The following is a 26,645-nucleotide window of genomic DNA, read 5'->3' on the forward strand; positions in this document are numbered from 1 at the left end:
GGCCCCGAAAATTTCGGGGCCGTTCTGTTAAAGATCTAAGCTTTCGCCAATAGCAGGCAGCTTAAGGTTAAGCCCCGCTTTAATAAATTTCTCTTTTACTTCTTCCTTATCTATCTTAATCACCGGGAACGAATCGTAATGGATGCCGATGATATTTTTGCAGTTGATAAACGCCGCTGCTTTAATGGCATCATCCGCGCCCATGGTATAGTTATCGCCAATTGGTAAAAACGCCCAGTCGAGGTTTTCATCTTCCAGCAACTTCATATCGTAGGTAAGCGCGGTATCACCGGCGAAGTAGATCTTCTTGCCTTCCGAGGAAATCACAAAACCGGCCGGGTTACCACCGTTACTACCATCTGGCAATGCACTGGAGTGTACAGCGTTCACCATCTTCACCCGGCCAAAATCAAAGTTGAAGCCGCCGCCGATATTCATGCCATGCACGTTATCAATATCTTGTTTACCCAGCCATCCGGCAATTTCTGCTATGCAGATAACTTTTGCACCGCTTTGCTTTTGCACCTGCACCAGGTCGGCAACATGGTCGCCATGCCCGTGCGATACCAGGATGTAATCGGGTTTAAGACTTGCAACATCAACAATGCCTTTAGCCAGATCATTATAAGTAATAAACGGGTCGAACAGTAATTTTTTTCCGGCAGCCTCCAACTCAATGGTCGACTGGCCTAAATAGGTAACTTTCATAAGTGATCAAATTAAAAGGCTCAAATTACAAAATACCGGTTAGATGTTTAAACGCGCAACAATGTTTAACGGTAATATTACATACCGGCAATATTACTTGCCAAACAAGCCACCCATACCGCCAAACATAGCGTTGGTCATGGCGGCCATTTCGCTTTGGCTAACGTTATCGGCCTGCTCCATGGCTTTGTTAATGGCAATAACCAGCAGTTCTTCCAGTTCCTCTTTATCCGCTTCCTTTAAAAAAGCCTCATCAATACTTACAGATTGAACCACTTTATTACCATTGGCCTGCACGGTTATTTTACCACCTTCGGCACTGCCGGTTACGCTGATCGCGTCCAGCCTTTTCTTTACTTCGCCAGCCTTTTGCTGGGCTTCCATTAATTTATCGAACATGATGCCTCCTAACCCCTAAAGGGGAGTAAAGTTTATATTTATGGTTAAGTTTAGTTTATCCTCGGGATAGAATCAGGCTCACACTTTAGGGGTTTGGGTACTACTGATCCTCCGCCTCATCCCCCGCGCCATTATAGGCCCCTTTTCGCACTATAGGCATACCGATCATTTTATACAGATCGTCCAGGTGCAATAAACTTCCGTTAACCATGTTACCTAACAAAACAATAGTTACATCGTTTTTCATGTCGCGCAAAAAAATATGGCGGAAGCCATGCCACCAGCCAGTGTGATAGATCACCTGCTGGCCTGGCGCTTCAAATAAACGCCAGCCGTAGCCATAGTTAAAATGTCCGCGCACCATTGGGTTGCGCGGCGTGTAAGCCGAATCCTGCGTGGCGGGTTTTATTAAACGCCCGGCCCTAAGCGCCTGGTCAAAAATGTAAAGATCGCCAACGGTGCTGTAAATGCCTTTGTCGCCAACAGGGCCATCTAAAAAGTTTTGCGCTACAGAATACCGCCAACTGTTACGGTCGTGCCCAACTACATCAACGGGTATTTTATCATACACCGCTTTAGAATAAACAGCGGTATGTTTCATTCCGGCGGGTTTAAAAACATTCTCCATCATATAATCGGCGTAACTTTTACCAGTAATTTTCTCAATAATGGCACCAAGCACCATGAAATTCGAATTGTTATAATGGAATTTTTTATCGGGAGCAATGTAGCGCGGCGGTTTATACTGCGCTATCATCGCCATAGCCCCGGCATTTGTTAAACCTTTTTTCTGGTCGCGGTGTTCTGCGCGGTAAATACCATCTACAAAATACACGTAGTTCATCATACCCGAGCGGTGCGTAAGCAGCAGGCGGATGGTAACCCCTTCATACGGAAAATCGGGAAAAAATTCTTTAACGTTTTGGTCGAGTTTAAGTTTACCGCGTTCCCAAAGCTGCATAATGGCGGTACCGGTCATGGTTTTGGTTACCGATGCCAGCTCAAACTGCGAACCAAGCTTCAGGCTGTCCCGGGTGAGGTGGTTGGCCCAGCCCAGTGCATTCTCGTAAATTATTTTGCCTTTTTTAGCAACCAGCACGTTGCCGTTAAAACCGCTAACTTTATGCAGATGTTGCATAAATTCATCAATTTTTTTATCGGCGTCTTTAGGGTTATATTTTAATAATCCGGTTGGATCAAAGGGCTTCATTGTGTCGGCAGCGGCATTCTTTTTGTCGCCCGAGCCGGACGAACAGGCGGAAAACAAGAACAAGGAAGCCGCGAACGCAGCTTTGAGAGCAAAATTCATAGGTAAAAAATATTCGTTAAACGAAAGGCAAAAATGGAAAATATATAGAAGCAATAAGCGAAAAGTTTAAATAATGTTTCAACATAAATAAAAACAAGTTAAATTATCCTCACAAGCATAAATCTTGCTCTTGTGTTTTGTTCTAAAAAAATTATGGAATCCTTCTCCATCTGGCATCTTATTGTTATAATTAACAATATAAACCTTACACAATGAAACCGCTTTACAAAACCTTACTGCTGCTGGCCTTTGTTGCCATTTCGGTTACCGCTTACAGCCAGGACCGCGACAAAGTAAAACAACTGATAAAGCAAGGAGTTGCCCTGAACGATGAAGGAAAATACGACGATGCCATAGCCAAATACGCAGAGGCGCTAAAGATAGAACCCGGAAGCTACAACGCTAATTATGAAACGGCTTATACATTACAGGCGAAAGGAAAACCGCTGGACGCCATCCCCTACCTGGAAGCCGCTATAAAAATAAACCCCGAAAGCGGCGATGGCTACAACATGATCGGCAACATTTACGATGATAATAAACAACCCGATAAGGCGCTGGAATACTATAAAAGAGGAATAGCCGCCGCGCCCGATTATCAGCGCCTGTATTACAATATAGCCGTCACTTATTATGGCCAGAAGCAATACACCGATGCCGAAGCAAACGCCATTACCGCTATTAAGTTAGATCCTAAACACGCCAGCAGCCAGCGGATATTCGCGATGGCCACAAACCGCCAAAACAAGTTGGGGGCATCGCTTTTGGGCTGGTGCAGTTTCTTACTGATGGAGCCGCAAACAAAGCGCTCGCCCGAGGCCCTGGCCTATGTGAAGGCGATCATCAATAACGGCGTGAAGAAAACCGGCGAAAAAAGTGTATCGATAACCATAAACGAAAAAGATCTTAGCACCGGGAATTTATTGATGCCAATGGCGGTTGTCAACGCGACCTCCGATAAAAAAGAGCTCTCTGCAACCGACTCGCTGACGTTGCAGCTAACCGAACTATTTAAGGTCTCGCACAATATAGCTGATGATAAGGACCACCCATTTGTGGCAAAATACTTTACCAATTTTTTTGAAACCCTGTCCGCATCAAGCAATATGCCCGCGTTTACACGTTATATTAGCCTGAGCGGTTACCAAGAAGAGAACCTCGCCTGGTTTAAAGAGCACGACAAAGACCTCGCTGCTTTTGACGACTGGCTAAAAGCAACCAAACGGGAATTTTAAATATGCGGTTTTACTTAAGCATCATCATTTTTATTTGTGCTTGGGGCCCTTGCTTTAATGCGCTGGCCCAAAGCGATAATAGTGTGGCAGGCCTTATTAAACAAGGCGTAGAACTAAACAATCAAAAAAAATACCCGGAAGCAGCAGAGAGCTACAAAGCGGCCTTAGCACTCGAATCCGACAATGTGCAGGCCAATTACCAAATGGCGTTTACGCTTTTCTCGGCAGGTAAAAATGCGGAGGCTCTGCCATTTATTGAAAAAGCCACCAAAGGCAACAACCCCAAATTCACTGCGGCGGCTTACAGCCTCATGGGGAGCATTTACCAAAGTGTAAACCAGCTACCCAATGCGGTTAACGCTTACCAAAACGCTATTAAAGCCGACGGCAGCAACCAGCGTATTTACTACAATTTAGGGATAGCCTATTTTAAGGGTAAGTTATATGGCGAGGCGGAACAAACTTTTGCCATGGCTATGGAGTTGGATAGCAGCGATGCGGGTAGTACCCGGATGTACGCATTATCGGCCTTTCACCAAAATAAACGGGCGGAAGCGACATTTGGTTTTTGCCGCTTTTTAATGCTGGAACCTAATACTTCCCGCAGTGCCGAAGCTTACGGCAACTTACAGAATATTTTGCAGGGCGGTGTTTTAAAGCCAGAGCCAGGTTATCATGCATCGCCTGTGATGAGTTCTGCGGATCCCGGCAATAAAGTGTTAATAAAAGCACTTGCAGGCCTGGCAAACCGAAAGTACGCTACATCTGCTGATCTGTTAGCGGGTCAACTTAAAGGCATTTTCAATGCAGTGGGTAATATCCCCGTTGAAAAATATGCATTTTGGCAATCATTAGCTACCTATTTTAAAGCCATGACGCTAACGGATAACGTCCCCCCCTTTGCCCGCTACATCAGCCAAAGCGCTAAGCCGGAAAGTATGAAATGGCTAAAGGATAACCCCGATAAGGTGAAGGCTTTGGAAAATTGGATTTCGCAGAATAATCCTAAATTTTTATAATGAAGATACGGATAACAGAAAGGGTGATTTCAATTTCATTTATAGCGCTCACTCTACTAACGCTGCTGTTTGCATACGGTTACGTTAATAGCATGGTAAGCTACAAGTACCAGGTGCAGGATTTTCAGCAAGCAGGTAAAGACCCCACTTATGGTTTAGATGACGAGCAGCTATCTATTTTAAATGGTATAGTTTTTTGCAAGTACGCCGCAATAAGTTGTTTCGCGCTGCTCGTGCTGGCTTTAATAGTAAACGAACGCGAACCAACTTTTAAAGGGCGCTTAGTTTACGTACAAAAAAAAGTCAAGTAGATCCCTCCAGGCTTGTACCAAAAAGATTACTTAATCTCTTCGGCATACTCCATTTAAAACCCTAAATTTGCCCCCGCAAAACATATATATCCATATGAGTTTCAGAACCGAATATGATACCATGGGCGCGGTACAGGTACCGGCCGACAAATACTGGGGTGCGCAAACCGAACGCAGCCGCAACAACTTTAAAATTGGCCCCGAAGCTTCTATGCCGAAGGAAATTATTGAAGCATTTGCTTACCTGAAGAAAGCTGCAGCTTATACCAATACCGATTGCGGCGTACTCCCTGCCGAAAAACGCGACATGATCGCCGCCGTTTGCGATGAGATCTTAGCAGGCAAGCTAAATGGCGAGTTCCCGCTGGTGATCTGGCAAACAGGTTCGGGCACGCAATCAAATATGAACGTGAACGAGGTAGTTGCCAACCGCAGCCACGTACTACAGGGCAATACTTTGGGCGAGGGCAAAACCTTTATCCACCCAAATGATGATGTAAACAAATCGCAATCATCAAACGATACCTACCCTACAGCAATGCATATTGCTGCTTACAAGATCCTGATAGATGTTACTATCCCCGGCATAGAAAAACTGCGCGATACCCTGCAGGCAAAAAGCGAAGCTTTTAAAGCCGTAGTAAAAATTGGCCGCACCCACCTGATGGATGCCACACCGCTTACTTTGGGCCAGGAATTTTCGGGCTATGTATCGCAACTGAACCACGGTTTAAAAGCGCTGCGTAATACCTTTGAGCACCTGAGCGAACTGGCTCTTGGCGGCACAGCGGTAGGCACCGGCATCAACACCCCCAAAGGTTATGATGTAAAAGTTGCCGATTACATTGCGCAGTTCACCAACCTGCCGTTTATTACTGCCGAAAATAAATTTGAAGCATTAGCCGCGCACGACGCCATTGTAGAAAGCCATGGCGCGCTGAAACAGATAGCGGTGTCGTTAATGAAAATAGCAAACGATATCCGGATGCTGGCATCAGGTCCGCGCTCGGGCATCGGCGAGATCCACATCCCGGATAACGAACCGGGTTCATCTATTATGCCGGGTAAAGTTAACCCAACCCAGAATGAAGCGGTTACTATGGTAGCAGCGCAGGTAATGGGGAACGATGTTGCCATTTCCATCGGCGGCAGCAACGGGCATTATGAGCTCAATGTATTTAAACCGGTTATGGCGGCTAACTTTTTACAGTCGGCCCGTTTAATTGGCGATGCTTGTGTATCGTTTAACGACCATTGCGCCGTTGGTATTGAGCCAAACTATGAGGGCATCAAAAAGCACCTCGAAAATTCGCTGATGCTGGTAACCGCGCTTAACCCGCACATCGGTTATGAGAACGCGGCCAAAATTGCCAAAACCGCGTTAAAGGAAAACCTATCGCTTCGCGAAGCTGCCGTTGGCCTGGGTTACCTTACCAACGAACAATTCGACCAATGGGTACGCCCCGAAGATATGATAGGCGGGCTGAAATAGTTAGTCCTTCTATCCAAAAGCCTCACCCCAACCCCTCTCCAATGGAGAGGGGCATTTTAATGTTTTATGCGGAAAAGCCACATCCTTTATCTTTTGTCCTTCGTCTTTATACTGGCCTCAAGCTGCCGCTTCAATCCCGATATGCAGGGACCCGGCGAAACTGCTTTACAGGGCGAATGGCAGCAGGGCAGTGTCGTTTTGCAAAAAAAACTGCTGAACTATTCGCTCTACCATTTCAAATTCAGCTGCGATTCGTTCTTCGTAAGCATCAGATCGTTCAGCAAAGCCAATGGTGGTTACCCGGATAGCTGCGTACAAAACGGGCAATGGAGCGAATATGCCAAGGGCGTTTACGAGCAAAAGCACGATACCCTGCGTTTGAAAGGCCTGTTTAGCAATGCCGACCTTACCTATAAAATAGAGGGCGGCTGTTTCCGCTCGGGCAAGTACGAGGAGACCTTTAAACTCGTTAAAAAAGCTGATTCGGTTATTCAATTTTTCCCAACATCAAGCGTTATCCCCTTCGATGCGCGTTTAACAAAACGAAGTTCCTGTACTCCAAAACCATTATAATATGAAAAACTTGTTTAAAAAGCTGCTTGTAGCGGCAGCCGTACTTTACTTCCCGGCGCAAGCTATGGCCTGGGGCACCAACGGGCACCGTATTACCGGGCAAATAGCTTATAGCTACCTTACCCCAAAGGCGCGCGCGGCCATCAAAGCCATCCTGGGGAACGAATCGCTGGCGCTGGCCGGCAACTGGGCCGATTTTGAACGCTCTAACCCGGATTATAAATTCACCGAGACATGGCATTATGTTAATTTGGATAAGGGTTACACCCTGCCCGAAATAAAGGCATATTTAGCCCAGGATACCGTTACAGATGCGTACACTAAACTGAACTTTTTAATGGGCGAACTAAAAAAGAAAACCCTGAATAAAGACCAGAAATTTTTTGCGCTGCACATGCTTATTCATTTAATTGAAGACATCCATCAGCCAATGCACACAGCGCACAGCTTTGATAAAGGCGGCAACGATGTAAAAGTTACCTGGTTTAACAACCCAACCAACCTGCATACCATCTGGGATTCGCAGCTGATAGATTTTCAGCAGATGAGCTTTACCGAATACGCTACCGAAATTAACCACACCACCGCAGCACAACGCGCCGCATGGCAAAAAGCGCCGATAGCGCAATGGCTTTACGAATCTAACGTGATATGCCAGGACATTTACGCCTACTCTAAAGATGGCGATAAGGTAAGCCCCTACAACTATAATTACAAATTCATCAGCGTAGTAAACCAGCGCCTGCTACAAGGTGGCGTGAGGCTTGCCGGTGTTTTAAACGAGATATTTGGATAAAACCCCATATGTGCGGATATACAGATTTCAGATGTGCAGATGATTGCGCTTTCAAATAATTTGCACATCTGCACATTTGAAATTTGCACATCGACGGAATGAAAATATTAATGGTATGCCTGGGCAATATTTGCCGTTCGCCGTTGGCGGAGGGTATTATGCAGCACCTGGCAGATAAGGAAAGATTGGATTGGGAAGTAGATTCGGCAGGGACGGGCAACTGGCATATTGGTTCCCCGCCCGACAGGCGTTCCATCCGCGCCGCAGCCGATGAGGGTGTGGACATCAGCAGGCAAATATGCAGGCTGTTCCGCGTAAGCGATTTCGACAAGTTCGACCTGATATTGGTGATGGATAAAAGTAACCTGAGCGACATTTTAGCCAAAGCACGCAATAATGTCGACAGGAATAAAGTTAAGTTACTATTGGGCGACAAAATAGTGCCCGACCCTTATTACGACGACACGCAATTCGCCCCTGTATTTAAACTAATTGAGGCCGGTTGCAAGGAAATTATCAAGGAATATAAAACCAAGTAATTAATCAGGATATTATATGAAACTACTTTTTTTAAGCATCATCCTCGCATTTAGCATCGTAACCGCTAACGCGCAGCAGATCAATAGCGTTGATAAGCTAACGGCATCATACATTGGTGTAAAGGATGCCTTAGTAGGCAGTAACGCCGAACTAACAAAAAGCCGCTCGAAGGAACTACTCGGCACCTTAACCGCGTTCCCGGTAAAAACATTGCAGCCAAAGCAACAAAAAACTTATGCCGCTTACCTGGAAAAGTTAAAATACGACAGCCGCCACATCAGCGAAACTACTGTTATTGACCACCAGCGCGAGCATTTCCAAAGCCTGTCTAAAAATATGTTCGCCCTGTTATCCGGCTTAAACATGACCAGCGCACCACTTTACCAACAGTATTGCCCCATGAAAAAGGCCTATTGGTTAAGCGAATCTAAAGATATCCGTAACCCGTATTACGGCGAAGACATGCTGGAATGCGGTAAGGTAACGGCTACTTTAAAGGTTGCGGCGAAATAAACACTATCCTAAATCTCGTTGTCATTTCGATAAAGCACGCGGGGAGGTAAGAGCGAAAGAGAAATCTCATAAGCCCTACATACGAACATGCGTAGCGGAAATGCGCTGGCGTAAGAGCATGGTGTATAATATTTCTCCTCGCTATCGCGTTCGACATGACAGGGGGTTAAATAAAAAAGCGTAAAAAATGTATTTGTAATCAGTGAGTTAAACACTACTTTTGTAATATGATAAAAAAGCAGGGAGCATTGCTATTAGCGTTACTGTACACTATTACAGTGGCCGGCTTTGCGCTAAACCTGCATTACTGCGGCAGCCATGTTGCAGATGTACAGATAAATGCCCCGGCTATACCCTGTTCCACAAACATGGCAAAAAGCAAAATGAATTGCTGCAAGGATAGCAAGCTGGATGTAAAGGTGAAGGACGATCATCAAAAAGAATCCACTTCGTTTTTCTCCAGGCTGTTTGCTTTTGATTTGCCAAAATTCCCATTGGCCGATTTCCTGCTATCGGCGCAGCAATCTGTATTAGAAAAGCTTTTCGACCGCGGCCCACCGGATATTCCATCTGAGGGGATCGCCGTTTTCCTTAAAAATTGCATTTTCCGAATTTGATAACCGTAGTTAATTTCAAAATTAATTATACTATCAATTCAATTCAATTTTTAAAAACAATGAAAACGTTAAAAATATACATCATCCTTTTTATAGCAACTGTAACTGTTGCAAAAGCACAATTCACCAAAGCCGAACTGCAAGTTAGTGGTCTTACCTGCTCGCTTTGCGCAAAATCTACCGAGAAGGCGATCAAAGCCTTGCCGTTCGTAAGCGAAATAAAACCCGACCTGATCCGCAATATCTACAACATTACCTTTAAAGAAGGCGTACCGGTAGATTTTGAGCAGATCAGCAAGAAGATAAAAAGCGCCGGTTTTTTTGTGAACTACTTAAAAACCACCTACAACTTCGCTAACACCACTATTGCGGAAAATACCTTTACTTATGGCGGCGATACCTACAAACTGTTAAATGCCGATAAACCGCTGAGCGGCGAGGTATTGTTAACCATCGTAGATAAGGGCTTCGCGCCAAATTCGGTATCTAAAAAGTATTTGGGTAAAAACCCGGAAACACCGGCTGCATCGGGCAAAACTTACCACGTAGCAATTTAAGCGCTTTCTAAAACTCATTATTTATGAAAGCTATTTTATTGGCATTTTGCCTTATGGCATCTGCGTACACCACATTTGGGCAGGAGTTATACGTAAACACCGAACCGGCGAGTAATATGGCCGCCCATTCTTTAGGCATCCGTTTAGAGAACCAGGGTTTCTCTTCTCCAGAGTTTAAAAACCGCAGCACGCTGGAAATGATGTACGGTGCTACCGGTAAACTGATGGTGCACGGCTCGGCCTACGTATCAAACTTTTACCAGCAGAACCAACACCTCGAAGGCGGCAGTGCTTACGCCAAATTCCGGTTTTTATCTATAGACAGCGTGCAATCACATTTTCGTGGGGCGGTGTTTGGGAAGGCGTCTATCAGCAGCAACCCGTTCAATACACAGGAAATTGCTTTAGAGGGCGATAACAGTGGCTTGCAGGGCGGGGTTATCTTCACCAAACTGATGCATAAGCTGGCCTTGTCGGGCTCGGCAAGTTATTTGCGGGCATTTGATAATAACGGGAATGTACCGCCAATTATGGGTGCAAAAAACGCGGTAGCCTATAGTCTGTCTGCCGGTTACCTGCTGTTGCCCAAACGCTACAGCAATTACAACCAGGTTAATGTAAACGTTTATGCCGAATTGCTTGGCAAAAGCAACCCCGGTTATGCACAAAGCTACCTGGACGCGGCCCCCGCTGTGCAATTCATTTTCAACAGCGTTTGCCGGCTGGATCTTTCGTACCGTACTCCCCTTTTTAATTCGATGGAACGTTTCAGCAAGAACATGTACCTCATCCGCTTCGAGTACAACTTCTTTAATTTATAAGATCAGGGGCGCGACGTGTCGCGCCCCTTTAAAAAAACTTGCCATGAAAAAAAATATTTTAATAATAGCCTCGCTCTTTGCAATGCTGGCAACCCACGCCCAGGATATGGGCAATATGCAGCACATGCAAAAGGATACTGCCGCTAAGAAGCTCATGAAACACGACCATGCCGCCATGATGAAAAACATGCAGCACGATACCACGCACAAAATGACCATGATGACCAGCCAGTTCTCGCTGGACCTGCCCATGAACCGCGATGGCTCGGGCACCTCTTGGGTGCCGGATGAAACACCGATGTATATGTACATGATCCACGGGAAAAAATGGATGCAGATGGTACACGGCAGCGTATTTTTACGTTATAACAAGCAAGACCTGTTTAACAAAGGCAGCCGCGGCGGTACTCAGTTTGATGCACCAAACTGGCTGATGTATATGGCGCAGCGCAAGGTTGGCAAAAACGGCCTGTTCGCCATTAATACCATGTTTTCCTTTGACCCTTTCACCGTTGGTGCCGGAGGTTATCCGCTGCTTTACCAAACAGGCGAATCGTACAAGGGCAATAAACTGGTAGATCGCCAGCACCCGCACGATCTTTTTGCAGAACTGAGCATCGCCTACACCCAACGGGTGGCAAAAAATGCCGACGTATCGCTATCGATTGGTTATCCCGGCGAGCCTGCCTTAGGGCCGCCAGTTTTTATGCACCGCCTTTCGGCCATGAATAACCCTGATGCGCCGCTGAGCCACCACTATGCCGATGCCACGCATATTACCTTTGGTACGGCTACCTTGGGTTTCCGTTATAAAAACGTAAAGCTGGAGGGATCGGTATTTACCGGGCGCGAGCCAGACGAGCACCGCTATGATTTCGACAAAGCTAAATTCGATTCGTACTCGGTTCGCTTATCGGTAAACCCATCAAAAGAATGGGCGCTGCAGGTTTCTAACGGGTGGCTGAAAAGCCCGGAGGAAGCCGAGCCTTTGGAAAACATCAGGCGTTTTACCGCCTCGGCCATTCACACCAAAATGCTGGGCGATGCCAGCTATGTGGCAACTACGCTGGTATTTGGGCAAAACCACCATAACAGCAGCGGCGCAAACGAACCCGCGATATTGCTGGAACATGCTTACCAGTTCAACAAAAACGCCATCTATGGCCGCTACGAATATGTACAAAAAGATGCCGGAGAACTGGATCTGGAAGCGCAATACCCAACCGATCCTCGTTTCAACATCAATGCTGTTACGCTCGGGTATAACCGTATCCTCACTACGTTTAAGCAAACAAACCTAACCGTGGGTACACAAGCGACTGCAAATTTTTCGCCAACGCAATTGAAAACGCTGTACGGCAATGCGCCTCTGGGTTTCCAGGTTTACCTACGGATTACGCCTGCACTCATGAAAATGGGCGGTAAGCATAAGATGGATAAAATGATGGATATGGTCATGTAAGTTGGAAAGCCACTCGCCGGGGACTCATCCCGACGATACTACGCTGGTCGACCCTCTCTACCTACGGTAAAGAGGGTGTAAAAAAATAGCGATGGGTTTAAAACCCATCGCTATTTTTTTTGTGGACCAATCCCCGCGTTAAGGATTGGCGCGGATACCGGCCCCGAGCATAAGGCTTTGTGCGCGTATGAGCAGAAAGCCTGGGCCAAGGGCAACGCCCTAAAATTTCTTTATGGTTTCGGTTAAATGCGCCAGGTGGTGTTTGCTATGCCAGGCGTACAACGCCAGGGCTTTTTTTAGGGTAACTGTATCGCCCGATGCGGGGTGTACAAAAGTTTTATCCCATTGGTCCTCAGTAAAGCTTTCGAACAGGGCAACCATGTGGATGTGGATGCCTTCCAGCATCCTGAGGGATGACTCTACGGGCAGGCGGTAGTCGGGCAGCAGCGCCCAGTCGGCTTCTTCGTAAGGTTTTATAGTGGGTTTATCTTCGGTAAGGGCCAACTTAAAACGCACCAGCGAGTTCATGTGGCTATCGGCCAGATGGTGTACAACCTGCCTTAAGGTCCAGCCGCCGGTGCGGTACGCGGTGTTGAGCTGCTGGTCGGTTAGGGGCATAATAACGTTCCTGACTTTCCCAGGCAGGTTGCGGAGTACGCTGATCCATTTACGCTTATCTTCAATGATGTAGGATACCGGGGCTACAAAATTCCCGATAGGGTAACGCATCTGCTCGTCTGTCATGTCTCTTAATTTTTATGGCGAATATATTTTGATGTATCCATAAGGATTTGCCCTAAATTAGCGTTTTGTACTTGTTTTGTAAACTGATGATAAAAAAAATATTAACACTGCTCTTCATACTCCTCTCCGCGACTACTTATGCCGATACTATTAAAACCGATGTACTGGTAGTTGGCGGTGGTGCAAGCGGCGTAGCGGCTGCCATACAAAGCGCCCGCAGTAACGTAAAAACCATGCTGATAGAACAGGGCCCATGGCTCGGCGGCGCTATGACGGCTGGCGGCATTTGCATTTTAGAGGCTAACCGTAATCTGCCCAACGGTTTTTATGGTGAGTTTAGGGAGCGGATCAAAAAATTTTACAAAGTAAGGCTGGGGTACGATACCACCTTTAACGCCGTGCTTACCTTTGAGCCATCCGTTGGGGCATCCATTCTTAAAAAACTGACTGACACCGTAAAAAACCTCACCGTAATGCTCAACACGCCATTTACGGCTATTAAAAAAGACGGCACGGGCTGGGAGGTGAGCATCACCGTAAACGGCAAAACGGATGTAATAAAAGCCAAAGCCGTGGTTGACGCTACCGAATATGCCGATGTAGCCACTAAAGCAGGCGCTATATTTAATACCGGTTTTGATAGCCGAAAGGAAACCGGAGAGGCACAAGCCCCGGGGGACCCAACCAATCAGATCCAGGACATTAGCTGGGTAGCCATATTAAAAGATTACGGCCGAACGGCGGATAAAACCATTGCCCGGCCCGATAATTACGAGCCCAGCCAATACGCCTGCCTTAAACGCATAGACATTAAAAAAATGCTGAAGGCCGGCGCCCTGATTGATAACAAGTACATGATGAACTGGAACGATTGCGCCAACCAATATTCCGTAACATCAGACGACCTCTCGCCCGAAAACCGAGCAGAAACCTTCCGCAAAGCGCGACTGCATACCCTCGGGCTTATTTACTATCTGCAAACCGAACTCGGCTATAAAAACATGGGCCTCGCCGATGAATTCCCAACCAAAGACAAACTGCCGCTGATACCCTACATACGCGAGAACAAGCGCGCCTATGGCGAAGTGCGGATGGTGCTTGATGATATTTATACGCCTCACACCCGCGGCTCGAGGTTGTATCGAACCGCTATCGGCATTGGCGACGCCATACCCGGCCAACATTATATTATCCCCGGTGCGCCAAAAATAAAGTACCCGCCTTTCCCGCCGTATTCTGTTCCGCTGGGCAGCATTGTGGTGAAAGACGCCGTGAACCTGTTTGTAACAGAGAAGGCTATGTCGGTTACGCATTTGGTAAATGGCAGCATTACCGATCCGGCAGTGCAAATGGCTCTGGGGCAGGGTGTGGGTGCATCGGCAGCATGGTGCGCATTCTACGGCAAAACCACAAAAGAATTGGATGTTCGCCATATACAAGATGAGGTATTGATATACGGCGGCTCTATTATGCCCTTTAACGATATCCCAAAGTCCGACCCGGCTTATCGCGCGGTGCAGCAAGTAGGAGCCACCGGTATGCTCAACGGTTTTCGTTCTGTTAGCGGCACCACCGCTCAAATGCTTTTTAAACCCGATACCACGGTTTATACAGCAGAAGTAAAACCGTTTTTGAACGAAATTTACACCCGCTCGTTCCTGTGGTTTAACAAAACACAGCCGGGCGATAACTTTACGGTGGGTAACCTGCTATCGTACATCAGCGAAATGTCGCTCACCGACCCGGAGACCCTGGAACGTATTATGCGCGCCAACTGGAAAACCAAATACAATTTTACTGTTGCCTTTGATACCCGCCGCCCGGTTACCCGCCGCGAGTTTGTGGTACTGGCAAACAAGTATTTGAACCCATTTTCGCGCAAGGTGGATCTGGCGGGGAAGATGATAAATTGATTGAGGGAGATGGATGTTTGCTTTCGGGTTTTGCGCGGGAAACCAAGTTACTTTGCCTGGTCGCTATCTTGTATGCGGGTGTACTCCTGTTTGGAAATGAAGGCAAAGGCATATCTGCATGTCGCCTCTTCTTCCATAGAGGAACAAAAGTGGCATGTCCTCCTCGCGAGTTTACTCACCCCCCAACCCTCTCCGCTGCGCAAAGGGCGGAGTTTTTGTTTTTTGATTCTTCATTCTCTTTACCGCAGTTAGAGAGGGTCGAACAGCGGAGCGAATTCGGGGTGAGTTAAATAGCCCGACAATTCAAACTCTCCCTTTATGAAAATTCATCTCGGCAGATAAAATTTGTATCCGTACAATTCCTGAAATTCGCGTTTACTATATTTGTGCTCAATATGGAAACCATCAGCTGGAACGACTTTGAAAAGGTAGAGTTACGGGCCGGCACTATTGTAGAAGTATCGGATTTCCCGGAGGCACGCAAGCCCGCGTATAAACTCAGGGTTGATTTTGGGCCGCTGGGGATTAAACAATCCAGTGCGCAAATCACTAAACATTATACCAAAGAGGAATTGCCGGGCAGGCAGATCATCGGCGTAGTTAACTTCCCAAAAAAGCAGATCGCTACGTTTATGTCGGAGTTTTTGGTTACCGGCTTTGCCGATGAGAACGGCGATATAGTACTGGCCACGATAGATAAACCCGTGCCCAACGGCAGTAAATTGGTGTAACATGCTGTTTGTAACCTGGATAATAGGCCCCCAGCTTTTAGGATTCATATTCCTGGCAGCTGGGTATATTCAAAAATATTATCCGCCAAAAAAAATTAACGCGCTTTATGGCTACCCTACGACAGCCTCGATGCTAAACCAGCAAAATTGGGACGAAGCTAACCGGTATTCCACTGCCCTGATGATCAAATATGCATGGATAATGCTTGTTGCGGGCATTTTAATAACCGCGTTATTAATGCTTTTCGGCGTGAAAGAAAACAGCTTCGTGCTTATTAAAATAGCCTTAATGATAACCGCCGCTATTATCGTGCTGATAAATATGATAAGGCTTACCGAGCGGCACTTGAAACAAATAACTCCTGATAACCTGTAATGAAATATTTTACTTTTGGCGACGAGCCCGCTATATCGCCCGACGAATTTTTTATGAACGAGGCCCTGAAAGAGGCGCGTTTGGCGCTAAAGGAGGATGAGATCCCCATTGGCGCGGTGGTGGTTTGCAAAGGGCAGATCATTGGCCGCGGGCATAACCTTACCGAACGGCTGAACGATGTATCTGCCCATGCCGAAATGCAGGCACTTACCGCAGCGGCCAATTATATGGGTGCCAAGTACCTGCCGGAGTGTACGCTGTATGTAACCATGGAACCCTGCGTAATGTGCGCGGGTGCATCCTATTGGTTCCAGGTGGGCAGGATAGTTTTTGGCGCCTATGATGCCCAGCGGGGCTTTGGCCGGCTCAACCAAACCATCACCCACCCCAAAACGGTGATCACCGGCGGCATCTTCGAAAATGAATGCTCGCAACTGGTGAAAGATTTTTTTAAAAGTAAAAGATAAATTTGTCGATGGTCCATAGACCATGGCCGATAGTAACTACTATGGTCTATGAACTATCGACTATGGACTACTTTCTCTAACAAATGACATTCATTTAGAACAAAAAGCCAATTCCAACCTTATATTTGCTCATCACAACTTGTAAAACTTAAAAACTGAATATTATGGCATTTACACTACCGGCGTTATCTTACGCTACCGATGCACTGGAACCGCATATTGATAAAGCTACTATGGAAATTCACCATGGCAAGCACCATCAGGCTTATGTTACCAACTTAAACAAAGCTTTAGAAGGTAAACCAGAGGCCGATGCTAAAATTGAAGACATCATTAAAAATATCTCTAAGTTCGCGCCTGCTGTTCGTAACAATGGTGGTGGTCACTACAACCACAGCCTGTTCTGGACTTTGTTATCGCCAAGTGGTGGCGGGGAGCCAACCGGTGCTTTAGCAGCTGCTATTACCAGCACTTTTGGTTCTTTTGCCGATTTTAAAACAAAAGTACAGGAAGCTGGCGCAACCCGTTTTGGTTCTGGCTGGGCTTGGTTAATTGTTACTGCCGATAAAAAACTGGCTGTAACTTCAACCCCTAACCAAGATAACCCATTAATGGATATTGCGGAAGTAAAAGGCACGCCAGTTTTAGGTATCGATGTTTGGGAGCACGCTTATTACTTAAAATACCAAAACCGCCGCCCGGATTACCTGGCTGCTATTTGGAATGTAATTAACTGGGCACACGTGTCTGAGTTATACACTAAAGCGATAGCTTAAGCAGCCTCGCCTAAATCCTCTCCAAAGGAGAGGACTTGAATACGAAAGCGGCAGGTTGGAAACAATACTGCCGCTTTTTTGATTACAATAATTCCCACTATGTCAGTGCGAGGAGCGCGACGCGGCAACCTTAGCATGCCCGAAAGCAGGGCGGCTTTGCAAATAAGATTGTCTTATGAAGTTGCCGCGCTTCGCTCGCAAGGACATGGTGGTATTAACATTTACCATTTATGAAAGCCATCGTCCTCGAATCCGCAGAAAACCCTATCGCATACAAAGAAGTTGAAAAGCCGACCGCCGGCCCGGGCGAGGTATTGGTAAAGGTAAAAGCCGCTGCCCTAAACCGCCGCGACTATTGGATAACCATTGGTAAATACGCCGGCATTAAATACCCAACCATATTAGGTGCCGATGGTGCGGGTATTGTAGCCGAAGCAGGCGAGGGTGCCGAAGAATGGCTAAACAAAGACGTGATCATCAACCCCGGGCATAACTGGGGCGAGCACCCGGAATTTCAATCCAAAGATTTTAAGATGCTGGGCCTGCCGGATGATGGCGCATTGGCCGAGTACGTTAAAATTAAAGCCGAATATCTTTACCCAAAACCAGCTCATCTTAATTGGGAGCAGGCAGCGGCACTGCCTTTGGCGGGGCTCACCGCTTACCGTGCACTGTTCACCAAAGCCCGGATCAAAAAAGGCGACAAGGTGCTTATTATAGGAGTTGGGGCAGGTACGGGTACTTTCCTTCTGCAATTGGCAATTGCAGTAGGTGCGCAGGTGTTTGTAACATCGGGCAGTGGCGAAAAGCTGGCTCGAGCCAAGCAGATGGGCGCAGCGGCTGGCGTAAATTATAAAGCGCAGGATTGGGCGGAGGAACTAAAACACTTCTCGCGCGGTGGCTTTGATATAGTGGCAGATAGCGCCCTTGGCCCCGATTTTAACAAGATCCCAGATCTGTGTAACCCCGGCGCACGCATTGTATTCTTTGGTGGCACCGCCGGCAATATCCCCGAAATGAACGCCCGCCCCATTTTTTGGAAACAGCTGCAAATATTGGGCACCACCATGGGCACGCAGGAAGAATTTAAAGCGATGGTATCCTTTGTGAACGAACACAAAATTGTGCCGGTGGTAGATGAAGTTTTCCCGCTGGCGGATGCGGCTAAGGCATTCAAAAAAATGGAGCAGTCCTCGCAGTTTGGCAAGTTGGTTATCAGCGTTGGCTAAAGAATGACTTACCCCGATATATTAGAGCTTAGGGTAGATGGCATTAAATGGGAAACGCCCGATACCGCAACCTTTTACTTCGTAGAAAAGATACTGCGACCAGTACCTTATAAGGCGGGGCAGTTCCTTACGTTTATATTCGGGCATCATCACGAGGAGATAAGGCGCTCATATTCATTAAGTTCCTCACCGGATGAGCCTCGACTGGCTATTACCGTAAAACGCATCAGCAATGGCGAGATCTCCCGCTTCCTGCTCAACAAGGTAAAGGTGGGCAATATTCTTACTGCTGTAAAACCTGCAGGAGTGTTCACTGTCCCTGCTTATGAATCGGGGAAGGATGTCGTGTATTTTGCGGCTGGCAGCGGCTTTACACCAGTGTTATCGCATCTCAAATATATCCTAAACAGGCAGGGCAACAGCAAGCTGCACCTTATCTACAGCAACCAAAACAAAGCCAGCACCCTGTTTCACAACGAGTTGAATGAGCTGGCGACTAATTACCGCAACCGCCTCAATATCACTTACCTGCTTAGCAGCGAGAGCAACCGCCTCAACAATAACCTGGTAGAACGATTGGTAAACGAGCAGCTGAATTTCGCCAAAGAACAGGCTGAATTTTATCTCTGCGGACCATTTGCCTATATGCGGATGATAAGGCTCACCCTGCTTTATATGGGCATAGCGTACAAGCACATCCACAAGGAAAATTTTGTATTAGAGACCGTCCCGGTAACCGGCACTGCGGTAAATTACCCACCCCGAAATATTCGCATCAACTACAATGGCCAAGGGCACGATATCCAAGTTGGGGAAAATCAAACCATCCTGCAGGCTGCTCTGCAAAACAATATCCGGCTACCCTACAGTTGCCGCCACGGCATTTGCTCGGCCTGTATGGCAAATTGCACAAGCGGCCAGATAGAGATGGCTAAAAACGAAGTCCTCACCGATACCGAGCTTGCCGGTGGACGCATCCTTACCTGCACCGGCCATCCAATTACTGACGGTGTAGAGATCGTCTACCTTTAAAAAAAGCAGCCTTCTCCCGCGCGGAAAAGGTGAAAAAAGCGATAAAATCGACCTAAAAAGTCAAAAAAATAGCAAATTCACGGAGATTTTAGAAGGTAAATTTGGCTAAATCTTTTGCATTTGGTGTTTTCGCGACCGCCTGTGGGTTATTATCCTCTCCTTTTTTGGCTTGCCTTTTTTACGTTTTCCCAGCCAGATGATAAAACCGGTGACGGGTAAACTGGCACAAATTAAACTCGCCAAAAAAGCGATGATCTTACCCGGTAAGCCGAGTATCTGACCAACGTGGATATCGTAATTCATCTCGTTCAGTTTCAGGCCGGCGCTCTTTTTTTCGTAGTCGTACGTTTTTAGCAGTTTGCCGTTGTACTTGTCAAACTCAAAGCCGTCGGCGTGTGAGTAGTGCATAGATTTGGCATAGGCCCCTACGCCAATAGTCCCGGAAAGAGCAGGGTCGTTGTGGATCAGAAACATCTGGGCGTTAGGAACTTGCTTCCGTGCATAAGCAAAAGCCATATCTATCACCGGTTGTTTTGCCAACCCAGAACGCTTCAGCGAATCTGATTTGGGCTCCGTTACTTCACTTTTGTAATCTATACGCCCGAGGTTAGCTACATTGTAAATGGCTTTGCTCACCGGCTCAAACGCTATCGCCAGTCCGGTGATGGCTAATAACAGCGCAATAGAGGTGGCGTAAAACCCTAACACGTTGTGTAAGTCGTAGTTAAATCTGCGCCAGCGGCCACCCCATTTTATGGTAAAGCTACGTTTGCGGTCGGTTTTACGTTTGGGCCACCATAGTATTATGCCGGTTATCATCAGCACTACAAAAATAATAACCGCTATGCCAACCACCCATTTGCCAATAGCCGGGGGCAGTAGCAAATACAGATGAATGTACTCTACAATAATAAAAAAGTTGGTTTGCGGCTTTTCGTGATAGGTTATTTTGGCGGTGTATGGGTCCAGGTACACATATTCGTAGCCTTCCGCCCCTAAATTCGCCAATACACCTGCGGGGCGCTCAACTCCATAGTAGTAAATATAATCGGGCGACGCTTTCGGATATGCTTTCTTTACCGAGGCCAGTAGTTCAGATGGCTGCACGTAGCCTTTACTCTGCTGTTTTACAGTGCGGTAGCTGTACATAGCATCCTGGATCTCATCCTGAAAACAAAAGACACAGCCGGAAAGAGCCACTATAAACACCACGAGCCCGGAAATGAATCCGAGCCAGCGGTGGCAAAAAAGCATAACCTTTTTTAAATTAGTCATACTTTAAAATTTGTAGTTGGCAGATAATATAAACTGATGGAGTTTTTGCGGGTTTATAGTAGTATAGCCTGTGTAATAATGCTTGTTGGTAAGGTTGTTCCCGCTTAAGGTGAAACGGAGTTTTGCCCTGTCTAAAAACACGGAGCTATTTAACAGCGTATATGATGGCAGCTCGAATGTTCCCTGGCTTACGCTGTTAATTATTTTATTACGGCTTACGTAATTGCCGCCCAAGCCTACTCCTAAACCTTTAATGGTATTTTGTGGTAGGCGGTAGCTGATATACAGGTTACCCGAGTATGGCGATCCTGCAGTATTTGGGCGAAGGCCCTGTACATCAGCGTCGGCTTTTGTAAATTTTGAGTCGTTGCAAGCAAAACCGGCTACAATATTAATAGCAGCTACAGGGTTTGCAACAATCTCCGCTTCAAAACCTTTGCTATTTTGCGTACCATCCTGGACCGAGCCAATGGCCGAGCCTGGAATTGGGCGAATAATGTTAGTAACGTTAATGCGGTAATAGCTAACTGTACCGTTCAGTTTATCATTGAACAAGCCTAATTTAACACCACCTTCTATCTGGTTTGCGTTTTGTATTTTAGGTTGAACAGCCTGATTGTTGGCATCTTGAAATGGATTGGGGTTTTGGAAACCATTTTGGTAGTTGGCAAATAACGAAAGGGCATCTTTTATTGGCTGGTAAACTAAACCAAATTTTGGCGAAAATGCTGTCTGACTAAATGGTTTTGAGGTTTGTACCCCATCAAGGCTGTAGGCACCTTTGTTTTCGTACCTGTCTACACGCACACCTAACGAAGCTATCAACCTATCGGTAAGGTTTATAACATCTGATGCGTAAGCGCTGTAAGTATTTTTTTTGTAGATGTAGGGATAAGTATTTGCCGAAGTAAGCGGGTTTGCCGCGTTGGTAGCATCAACCAATTGCTTATTAAACGCGCCGTAATCAAAGGTGGGGTCGTTAATTGGAACTATGCCGTAGCTATTACCAAAATATATCTGGCGGGAGTTTTCCCGCTGGAAATCTAAACCCACAACAAAACGATGGCGCATTCCGCCAAAATCGAAGTCGCCATTGATGTTCTCCTGTATCTCGGTAGCTGTAAGCCTGCTGTTAGCGGTAGACTGATCGTTACGGAAGATGTAGTTGTTATTGCCCGGAAGATCTGGTTTTGTTGGATCTATCGTACCCGCCAAGGCATCAGTAACTAAATAGTAATAAGGGCTGGCACCGTTAGAAAAGCTGTTTGATGACGAGAAAACGGTTTGTGAGGTTAATTTATCCGAGATCTTGTAGTTTGCCTGCCCAAAATAGTTTAAGCTGCGTGAGTAAGATGCAATATTATCATTAGAGTACGCTTGTTTGTAATCGATATTTAACTGGTTAACATTGGTTATCCCCATTTCTTTTGGCGAGGAATAAAAGAAGAAAAATGGCTTGGCAGAGTTGCGGCCATAAAACATCTCGGCCTCTAACAGGAAGGATAGTTTATCATTCGCCTTAATAGCTAAGCTCGGCGCTGCCGCGAACGTACGGCTCTTGCCATAATTTTGAAAACTACCCTCATAACTGTAAGCTGTATTTAAACGGAAAGATACATTTGTGCCAAGCGGTGTATTTAAATCGAGCGTGGTACGGTTAAGATCGTAATTACCAACGGTGTGGCCAATTTCTGCACCAAAGGTATCATAAGGTTTTTTGGTAACCCTGTTTATTAAACCACCAAAAGAGCTTAATGTACTGCCGTACAAAGTACCCGAAGGGCCTTTTATTACTTCAATTTTATCAATATTAATCGCGTCTATACCGCTGGTAACCAAGCCTGCTATACCGTTACGCACCGATGTTTGGGTAACAAAACCGCGCAAGGTAAAGTACCCACCGCCATCGCCTGCACGGCCGGTAGCATCCCAAAGTTTTTGAATCCCCGGAGAGTTCCTGAGAGATTCGTCAACAGTGAAAATATTTTGCTCTTTAAAAAGCTCGTTGGTTATAGTAGTATAGCTTTGGGCATTCTCTAAATTGTTCAAAGGTATTTTACAAACATCCACACTTATTTTACGGGTAAAACGATTTGCACGGCTTGCAATAACGTTTACCTCGCTCAATTGCAATAAGCTTGCATTGATGGTTATTTGCGGTACTGCAGTAGTTTGGCCGGCAGTAACACTAACCGGAAGTTCTACACGCTGCAAACCCACGTAAGAAATAATTAAGGTATATGAACCTGCGTGCGCTTTAAAAGAGAACTCACCGGCATTATTTGTAGTGCTGCCGTAGCTGGTTCCTATTAAACCGATGGATACGTTATCTGCAACTTCGCCTTTTGAGGTAACAACTTTGCCGGCTACTGTGCCGCGCGATTGCGCTAATGTATCTGAAGGATTTAGGAGTAAGAAGATGATTGCGATAACCGCGATCGAACAGGAAAAATAAGGTGGGAATTTATTCATTGTATTAAGACTAATTATAAATAAGTAGTCAAAAGTACACGAAGGCAGCTGTAGTTTCAAATTATTTAGAATAATTATAAATAATGCAAGACTTACTTAGACGAACCTTTTACGCGCGAAGTATTATCTTTCACGAAGGTTTCCCAGCCCGAATAAGATTTTTTACTCTTGCCGGCAGACGTAGGGATCCTTTGGAATGAATGGCAAACTGCAACGGCCAAACCATCCGTAGCATCTAAAAAATCGGGCGTTTCGCTGAATTTCAGCAAGGTTTGCAGCATGGCGGCAACTTGCTCTTTAGTAGCATTCCCGTTACCTGTGATGGATTGCTTGATCTTTCGTGGAGCGTATTCGGTAATTACAATATTGCGCGATAGCGCGGCTGCAATAGCCATACCCTGTGCACGCCCCAGTTTTAACATCACCTGTATGTTTTTCCCATAGAAAGGTGCTTCTATGGCCAGGCAGTCTGGTTTGTAATTGTCAATAAGGGCGACGGTTTTCTCGAAGATGCGCTGCAGTTTCAGCATGTGGTCATCTATCTTTTCCATCTTCACCACGCCAAGGCTTATCAGTTCTATTTTGGGCCCTTTCTCCAGCACCAACCCGTAGCCCATTACAGCTGTGCCCGGGTCAATACCTAAAATTATGCGTTCCTTTTTGTTGGGTTCATCCATCTGCGCTACAAAACTAAGCTTTAAGCAATGGTTTTATGCAGTATGCTGATATATTCTTCCCGGCTTATCATCATGGCGCCCATGCTTTCGAGGTGTTCGGTATATACCTGGCAGTCTATCAAATTGTATTTACCGGTGTTGCACAGCCAGATAAGTGCTGTTTTAGATGCATTGCTTACCCGGCTAAACATGCTCTCACCGCAAAACACATCGCCCGCCTTTATGCCATATAAGCCGCCAACAAGGATACTACCCTGCCAAACCTCTACCGAATGGGCATATCCGTGCCTGTGCAGTTCGGCATAGGCAGCCTTCATATCAGCAGTTATCCAGGTGCCATCTTGCCCCTCGCGCGCAACAGAAGAACAGGCGGCTACAACATCATTGAAACATTGGTTGGTGGTTATGGTAAATATACCCGACTGCAACACTCTTCGCATAGATTTGGAAACGTTAAGCCGCCCGGGGAATAGCACAAAACGCTCATGCGGGGAAAACCATAGGATGGGCTCATCCTCGCTATACCAGGGGAAAATACCGTTGGCGTATGCCTGCAGCAGGCGGTCGGTAGACAGGTCGCCGCCTATGGCAAGCAAGCCATCCTCTTCAGCAAGGGCAGGGTCGGGAAATAATTTGCGCTCATCAAGCCTGAATACCATTGCGGCAAATTTATGCCTTCTTGCGTATTACCAGCTTTTTATTTTGCGCTTTGGCCACGGCCTCCATATAAACCTGCATCTCGGCGTATTTGGCAGCCGGCACTACCAGGCTATTCAAATTAAACTTCGCGGTGCTTATCACCTGGTTTTTCCCGGCGTTATAAACATAATTCACCTCGTAATTACCGTAGCTGAATTTTAATAACTGGTTGGTTGGCAAGGTCTCCACCTCAAATCCGGCTGGTAGATCTATTGTGGTAACACAGGTTTTTTGCACCGGCTGTTCAAAATAATAATCATATTTCCGTTTTTCCAGCACCGGCAATGTCAGTCGCCATAAATCAAACAGCCTTGGGCGGTAAAATTGCTTATTGCCTGCGGCGATATCATAAAACCTTTCGTAGTCTACGTTGATGCCTACTTCCTTAACACCATCCTTGTCAGCAGCCGGATTAAACTGAATATCGCTTGGTTGCTTCATGCCCAGGCTGCGTATTAATTGTTCTTTTTGCTCATCAACTTTTAAATAGCTAATAGCAATATAATCGTCTCGGTATGCGCCGCTCGCCAACACTTTCACAACGGCTTTTGCAGCGCCTTCGGGCGTAAGCGTTATATGCACCTCGCTATTAAATTGATTGTCGGTACCTACGCTCATCGGGGTATTAACAAGTCTGCCGCCATCTTCGGTAACTAACAGCGCGTTGCGGTTTTCGGTAAAATTACCAAGCTTACCAAATTGCCGGGTGTTGTTGGTACATTCCAGCCAGGTAGTATCGTTTTTAAAGGGAATGCACAATATTACGTGATTAAACGGATCTGAAGGGAACGCTGCGTTAGCCGGTTCTTCGTTCGCACCCGCACGCACTATAGCGTAATACGACGGGATATTAACAGCTTTTAGCAATGCATACATATAATTAGACAGCGCTTTGCAATCGCCATACTTCTTCTCGTCAACAAATGTGGCGGGGAATGGCTTTAAGCCGCCTATACCCAGTTGTATGCTTACGTAGCGCATGTTTTGCTGCATATACTCGTACAAAAACCTGGCTTTTTCTTTATCCGTTTTTATACCGGCGGTCATGTTTTGAATTTCCTCTACCCGCTTTGGGCTGAGTGAAGAAACATTGCTATTTAAAGCCTGCTGCCATTTGCCATAATTTTGCCACGTACTAAAATCTCCTGGCACGCCGTTAAAAATAAAACTATTATCCACGAAAGTTACCTTTGGGAAAACCTGCCAGGCTACTGCATCGTCCTCCAGTTTAATGGCTTTTAAACTATTAGCCGCCCAGGTGTATGTATCTACCCCACCCTGGTTGGTTTTTGTGGGTTTAATATTGGTATTGCTGCTGCTGTACCTAAAGCCCATGGCAGGATCTACCGTAACAGAGCAAAATGAGTTCTGCACCGATTCCTCGTTCGACTGCGGCAACCAGCTTCCCAAATTAAGGTAGCTATTTTTGCTTCTCTCAAAAGTTACTTCAATAGTGGTTGGGTATGAAGCGATGGTATGGCTGATGGCCAACACACGGTCGTCCGTTACAATGGAAACACCATCAACGGCCGAATGGTCGTACATATCGCTCTTACTATACTTTTTAATTTTTACCCCGGCCGCGTTATACACAATCATTTCGAAGCTGCCTACGCTGTTGAATTTTTTATCGTAACCTAACACAAACTGGGCATTGTGGTCGCCCTTTTCGTTAAGTATGGTTACAATGCGGTGGTACCTCTCAGCCACCTTACCAACCTCTTTAACCATGTATTCGTTATTCTCGTAGCGCACAACGGCATTGGCACCTTCTTTTAAGGAGTCGGGGATAACTGAAGCCAGGTATGATCCCGCAGGCACTTTCTTATCCTGGGCAAAAGCATGGGTAGTAATGCCATAGGTTAATAGCAGCAATGCAAATATATATTTCAGCACTTTCAT

General features: G+C 46.2%; 28 protein-coding genes. 19 read left to right on the top strand and 9 right to left on the bottom strand.

Annotated elements, in window-relative coordinates:
* Nucleotides 1-27: 27 nt before the first annotated feature.
* The 3 genes from EPL05_RS05670 to EPL05_RS05680 all read right to left on the bottom strand — a co-directional run bounded on the left by EPL05_RS05670 (nt 28) and on the right by EPL05_RS05680 (nt 2,416).
* The gene (locus EPL05_RS05670; protein WP_128532951.1) at nt 28-708 is read right to left on the bottom strand and encodes a metal-dependent hydrolase; all 681 of its coding nucleotides are present in this window, start codon (nt 706-708) and stop codon (nt 28-30) included.
* Between the two features lie 93 nt (nt 709-801).
* On the bottom strand, nt 802-1,107 hold the full coding sequence (locus tag EPL05_RS05675) for a YbaB/EbfC family nucleoid-associated protein (protein WP_128532953.1): 306 nt from the start codon (nt 1,105-1,107) through the stop codon (nt 802-804).
* Between the two features lie 100 nt (nt 1,108-1,207).
* Nucleotides 1,208-2,416, bottom strand: a complete 1,209-nt coding sequence (locus EPL05_RS05680) for a serine hydrolase domain-containing protein (protein ID WP_128532955.1) — start codon at nt 2,414-2,416, stop codon at nt 1,208-1,210.
* A 212-nt stretch (nt 2,417-2,628) separates the two neighbouring features.
* Here EPL05_RS05680 and EPL05_RS05685 point away from each other — a divergent pair, with 212 nt between their 5' ends.
* The 12 genes from EPL05_RS05685 (at nt 2,629) to EPL05_RS05740 (ending at nt 12,352) form a co-directional block, all read left to right on the top strand.
* The gene (locus EPL05_RS05685) at nt 2,629-3,651 is read left to right on the top strand and encodes a tetratricopeptide repeat protein (protein WP_128532956.1); all 1,023 of its coding nucleotides are present in this window, start codon (nt 2,629-2,631) and stop codon (nt 3,649-3,651) included.
* 2 nt (nt 3,652-3,653) lie between these two features.
* Entirely contained in the window at nt 3,654-4,670 is a 1,017-nt protein-coding gene (locus EPL05_RS05690; protein WP_128532958.1) for a tetratricopeptide repeat protein, read from the top strand.
* Entirely contained in the window at nt 4,670-4,981 is a 312-nt protein-coding gene (locus EPL05_RS05695; RefSeq protein ID WP_128532960.1) for a hypothetical protein, read from the top strand. Before EPL05_RS05690 ends, EPL05_RS05695 begins: the two co-directional genes overlap by 1 nt.
* Nucleotides 4,982-5,075: 94 nt before the next feature.
* On the top strand, nt 5,076-6,473 hold the full coding sequence (gene fumC, locus EPL05_RS05700; protein ID WP_128532962.1) for a class II fumarate hydratase: 1,398 nt from the start codon (nt 5,076-5,078) through the stop codon (nt 6,471-6,473).
* Nucleotides 6,474-6,539: 66 nt separating this feature from the next.
* Entirely contained in the window at nt 6,540-7,046 is a 507-nt protein-coding gene (locus EPL05_RS05705) for a fumarate hydratase (protein WP_128532964.1), read from the top strand.
* Between the two features lies 1 nt (nt 7,047).
* Nucleotides 7,048-7,842, top strand: coding sequence for a S1/P1 nuclease (locus tag EPL05_RS05710; RefSeq protein ID WP_128532966.1), 795 nt, complete (start codon nt 7,048-7,050; stop codon nt 7,840-7,842).
* A 98-nt stretch (nt 7,843-7,940) separates the two neighbouring features.
* Complete coding sequence (locus EPL05_RS05715) at nt 7,941-8,381, top strand: low molecular weight protein-tyrosine-phosphatase (RefSeq protein WP_128532968.1); 441 nt, start codon at nt 7,941-7,943, stop codon at nt 8,379-8,381.
* Between the two features lie 16 nt (nt 8,382-8,397).
* Nucleotides 8,398-8,895, top strand: coding sequence for a DUF3347 domain-containing protein (locus EPL05_RS05720; RefSeq protein ID WP_128532970.1), 498 nt, complete (start codon nt 8,398-8,400; stop codon nt 8,893-8,895).
* Between the two features lie 227 nt (nt 8,896-9,122).
* Nucleotides 9,123-9,512 (top strand): HYC_CC_PP family protein, encoded by a 390-nt coding sequence (locus EPL05_RS05725; RefSeq protein ID WP_128532972.1) that lies wholly within the window; start codon nt 9,123-9,125, stop codon nt 9,510-9,512.
* A gap of 59 nt (nt 9,513-9,571) precedes the next feature.
* On the top strand, nt 9,572-10,069 hold the full coding sequence (locus tag EPL05_RS05730) for a heavy-metal-associated domain-containing protein (RefSeq protein ID WP_128532974.1): 498 nt from the start codon (nt 9,572-9,574) through the stop codon (nt 10,067-10,069).
* 23 nt (nt 10,070-10,092) lie between these two features.
* Nucleotides 10,093-10,890: a hypothetical protein gene (locus EPL05_RS05735; RefSeq protein ID WP_128532976.1), complete on the top strand. Its 798-nt coding sequence runs from the start codon at nt 10,093-10,095 to the stop codon at nt 10,888-10,890.
* A gap of 43 nt (nt 10,891-10,933) precedes the next feature.
* Nucleotides 10,934-12,352: a hypothetical protein gene (locus EPL05_RS05740; protein WP_128532978.1), complete on the top strand. Its 1,419-nt coding sequence runs from the start codon at nt 10,934-10,936 to the stop codon at nt 12,350-12,352.
* 219 nt (nt 12,353-12,571) lie between these two features.
* On the opposite strand, the gene EPL05_RS05745 is transcribed toward EPL05_RS05740, so the two are convergent.
* A complete protein-coding gene (locus tag EPL05_RS05745; RefSeq protein ID WP_128532980.1) occupies nt 12,572-13,096 on the bottom strand; it encodes a YfiT family bacillithiol transferase in 525 nt (174 codons plus the stop codon).
* An 86-nt stretch (nt 13,097-13,182) separates the two neighbouring features.
* On the opposite strand from EPL05_RS05745, the gene EPL05_RS05750 reads away from it, so the two are divergent.
* From EPL05_RS05750 to EPL05_RS05780, 7 genes are all read left to right on the top strand, one after another.
* Nucleotides 13,183-15,009, top strand: a complete 1,827-nt coding sequence (locus EPL05_RS05750) for an FAD-dependent oxidoreductase (protein WP_128532982.1) — start codon at nt 13,183-13,185, stop codon at nt 15,007-15,009.
* A gap of 395 nt (nt 15,010-15,404) precedes the next feature.
* Nucleotides 15,405-15,740: a tRNA-binding protein gene (locus EPL05_RS05755; RefSeq protein ID WP_128532984.1), complete on the top strand. Its 336-nt coding sequence runs from the start codon at nt 15,405-15,407 to the stop codon at nt 15,738-15,740.
* A gap of 1 nt (nt 15,741) precedes the next feature.
* Complete coding sequence (locus tag EPL05_RS05760; protein WP_128532986.1) at nt 15,742-16,116, top strand: SdpI family protein; 375 nt, start codon at nt 15,742-15,744, stop codon at nt 16,114-16,116.
* Entirely contained in the window at nt 16,116-16,583 is a 468-nt protein-coding gene (locus tag EPL05_RS05765; RefSeq protein ID WP_128532988.1) for a nucleoside deaminase, read from the top strand. The genes EPL05_RS05760 and EPL05_RS05765 overlap by 1 nt, the downstream gene beginning before the upstream one ends.
* Before the next feature lie 164 nt (nt 16,584-16,747).
* Nucleotides 16,748-17,359: a superoxide dismutase gene (locus tag EPL05_RS05770; RefSeq protein ID WP_128532990.1), complete on the top strand. Its 612-nt coding sequence runs from the start codon at nt 16,748-16,750 to the stop codon at nt 17,357-17,359.
* A 230-nt stretch (nt 17,360-17,589) separates the two neighbouring features.
* Nucleotides 17,590-18,588: a zinc-binding dehydrogenase gene (locus EPL05_RS05775; protein ID WP_128532992.1), complete on the top strand. Its 999-nt coding sequence runs from the start codon at nt 17,590-17,592 to the stop codon at nt 18,586-18,588.
* A 3-nt stretch (nt 18,589-18,591) separates the two neighbouring features.
* Nucleotides 18,592-19,620 (top strand): ferredoxin--NADP reductase, encoded by a 1,029-nt coding sequence (locus tag EPL05_RS05780; RefSeq protein ID WP_128532994.1) that lies wholly within the window; start codon nt 18,592-18,594, stop codon nt 19,618-19,620.
* Between the two features lie 105 nt (nt 19,621-19,725).
* Here EPL05_RS05780 and EPL05_RS05785 read toward each other — a convergent pair whose 3' ends face one another.
* From EPL05_RS05785 to EPL05_RS05805, 5 genes are all read right to left on the bottom strand, one after another.
* Complete coding sequence (locus EPL05_RS05785) at nt 19,726-20,895, bottom strand: PepSY-associated TM helix domain-containing protein (RefSeq protein ID WP_128532996.1); 1,170 nt, start codon at nt 20,893-20,895, stop codon at nt 19,726-19,728.
* 3 nt (nt 20,896-20,898) lie between these two features.
* Nucleotides 20,899-23,367 carry a TonB-dependent siderophore receptor gene (locus EPL05_RS05790; RefSeq protein WP_128532997.1) on the bottom strand — a complete coding sequence of 823 codons (2,469 nt, stop codon included), beginning with the start codon at nt 23,365-23,367 and terminating at the stop codon, nt 20,899-20,901.
* 92 nt (nt 23,368-23,459) lie between these two features.
* Entirely contained in the window at nt 23,460-24,044 is a 585-nt protein-coding gene (ruvC, locus tag EPL05_RS05795) for a crossover junction endodeoxyribonuclease RuvC (RefSeq protein WP_128532998.1), read from the bottom strand.
* Between the two features lie 20 nt (nt 24,045-24,064).
* On the bottom strand, nt 24,065-24,703 hold the full coding sequence (gene aat, locus EPL05_RS05800) for a leucyl/phenylalanyl-tRNA--protein transferase (protein ID WP_128532999.1): 639 nt from the start codon (nt 24,701-24,703) through the stop codon (nt 24,065-24,067).
* Between the two features lie 10 nt (nt 24,704-24,713).
* The gene (locus EPL05_RS05805; RefSeq protein ID WP_128533000.1) at nt 24,714-26,645 is read right to left on the bottom strand and encodes a DUF3857 domain-containing transglutaminase family protein; all 1,932 of its coding nucleotides are present in this window, start codon (nt 26,643-26,645) and stop codon (nt 24,714-24,716) included.

This window comes from Mucilaginibacter gilvus, from assembly GCF_004054195.1.
Classification (GTDB): Bacteria; Bacteroidota; Bacteroidia; order Sphingobacteriales; family Sphingobacteriaceae; genus Mucilaginibacter; species Mucilaginibacter gilvus.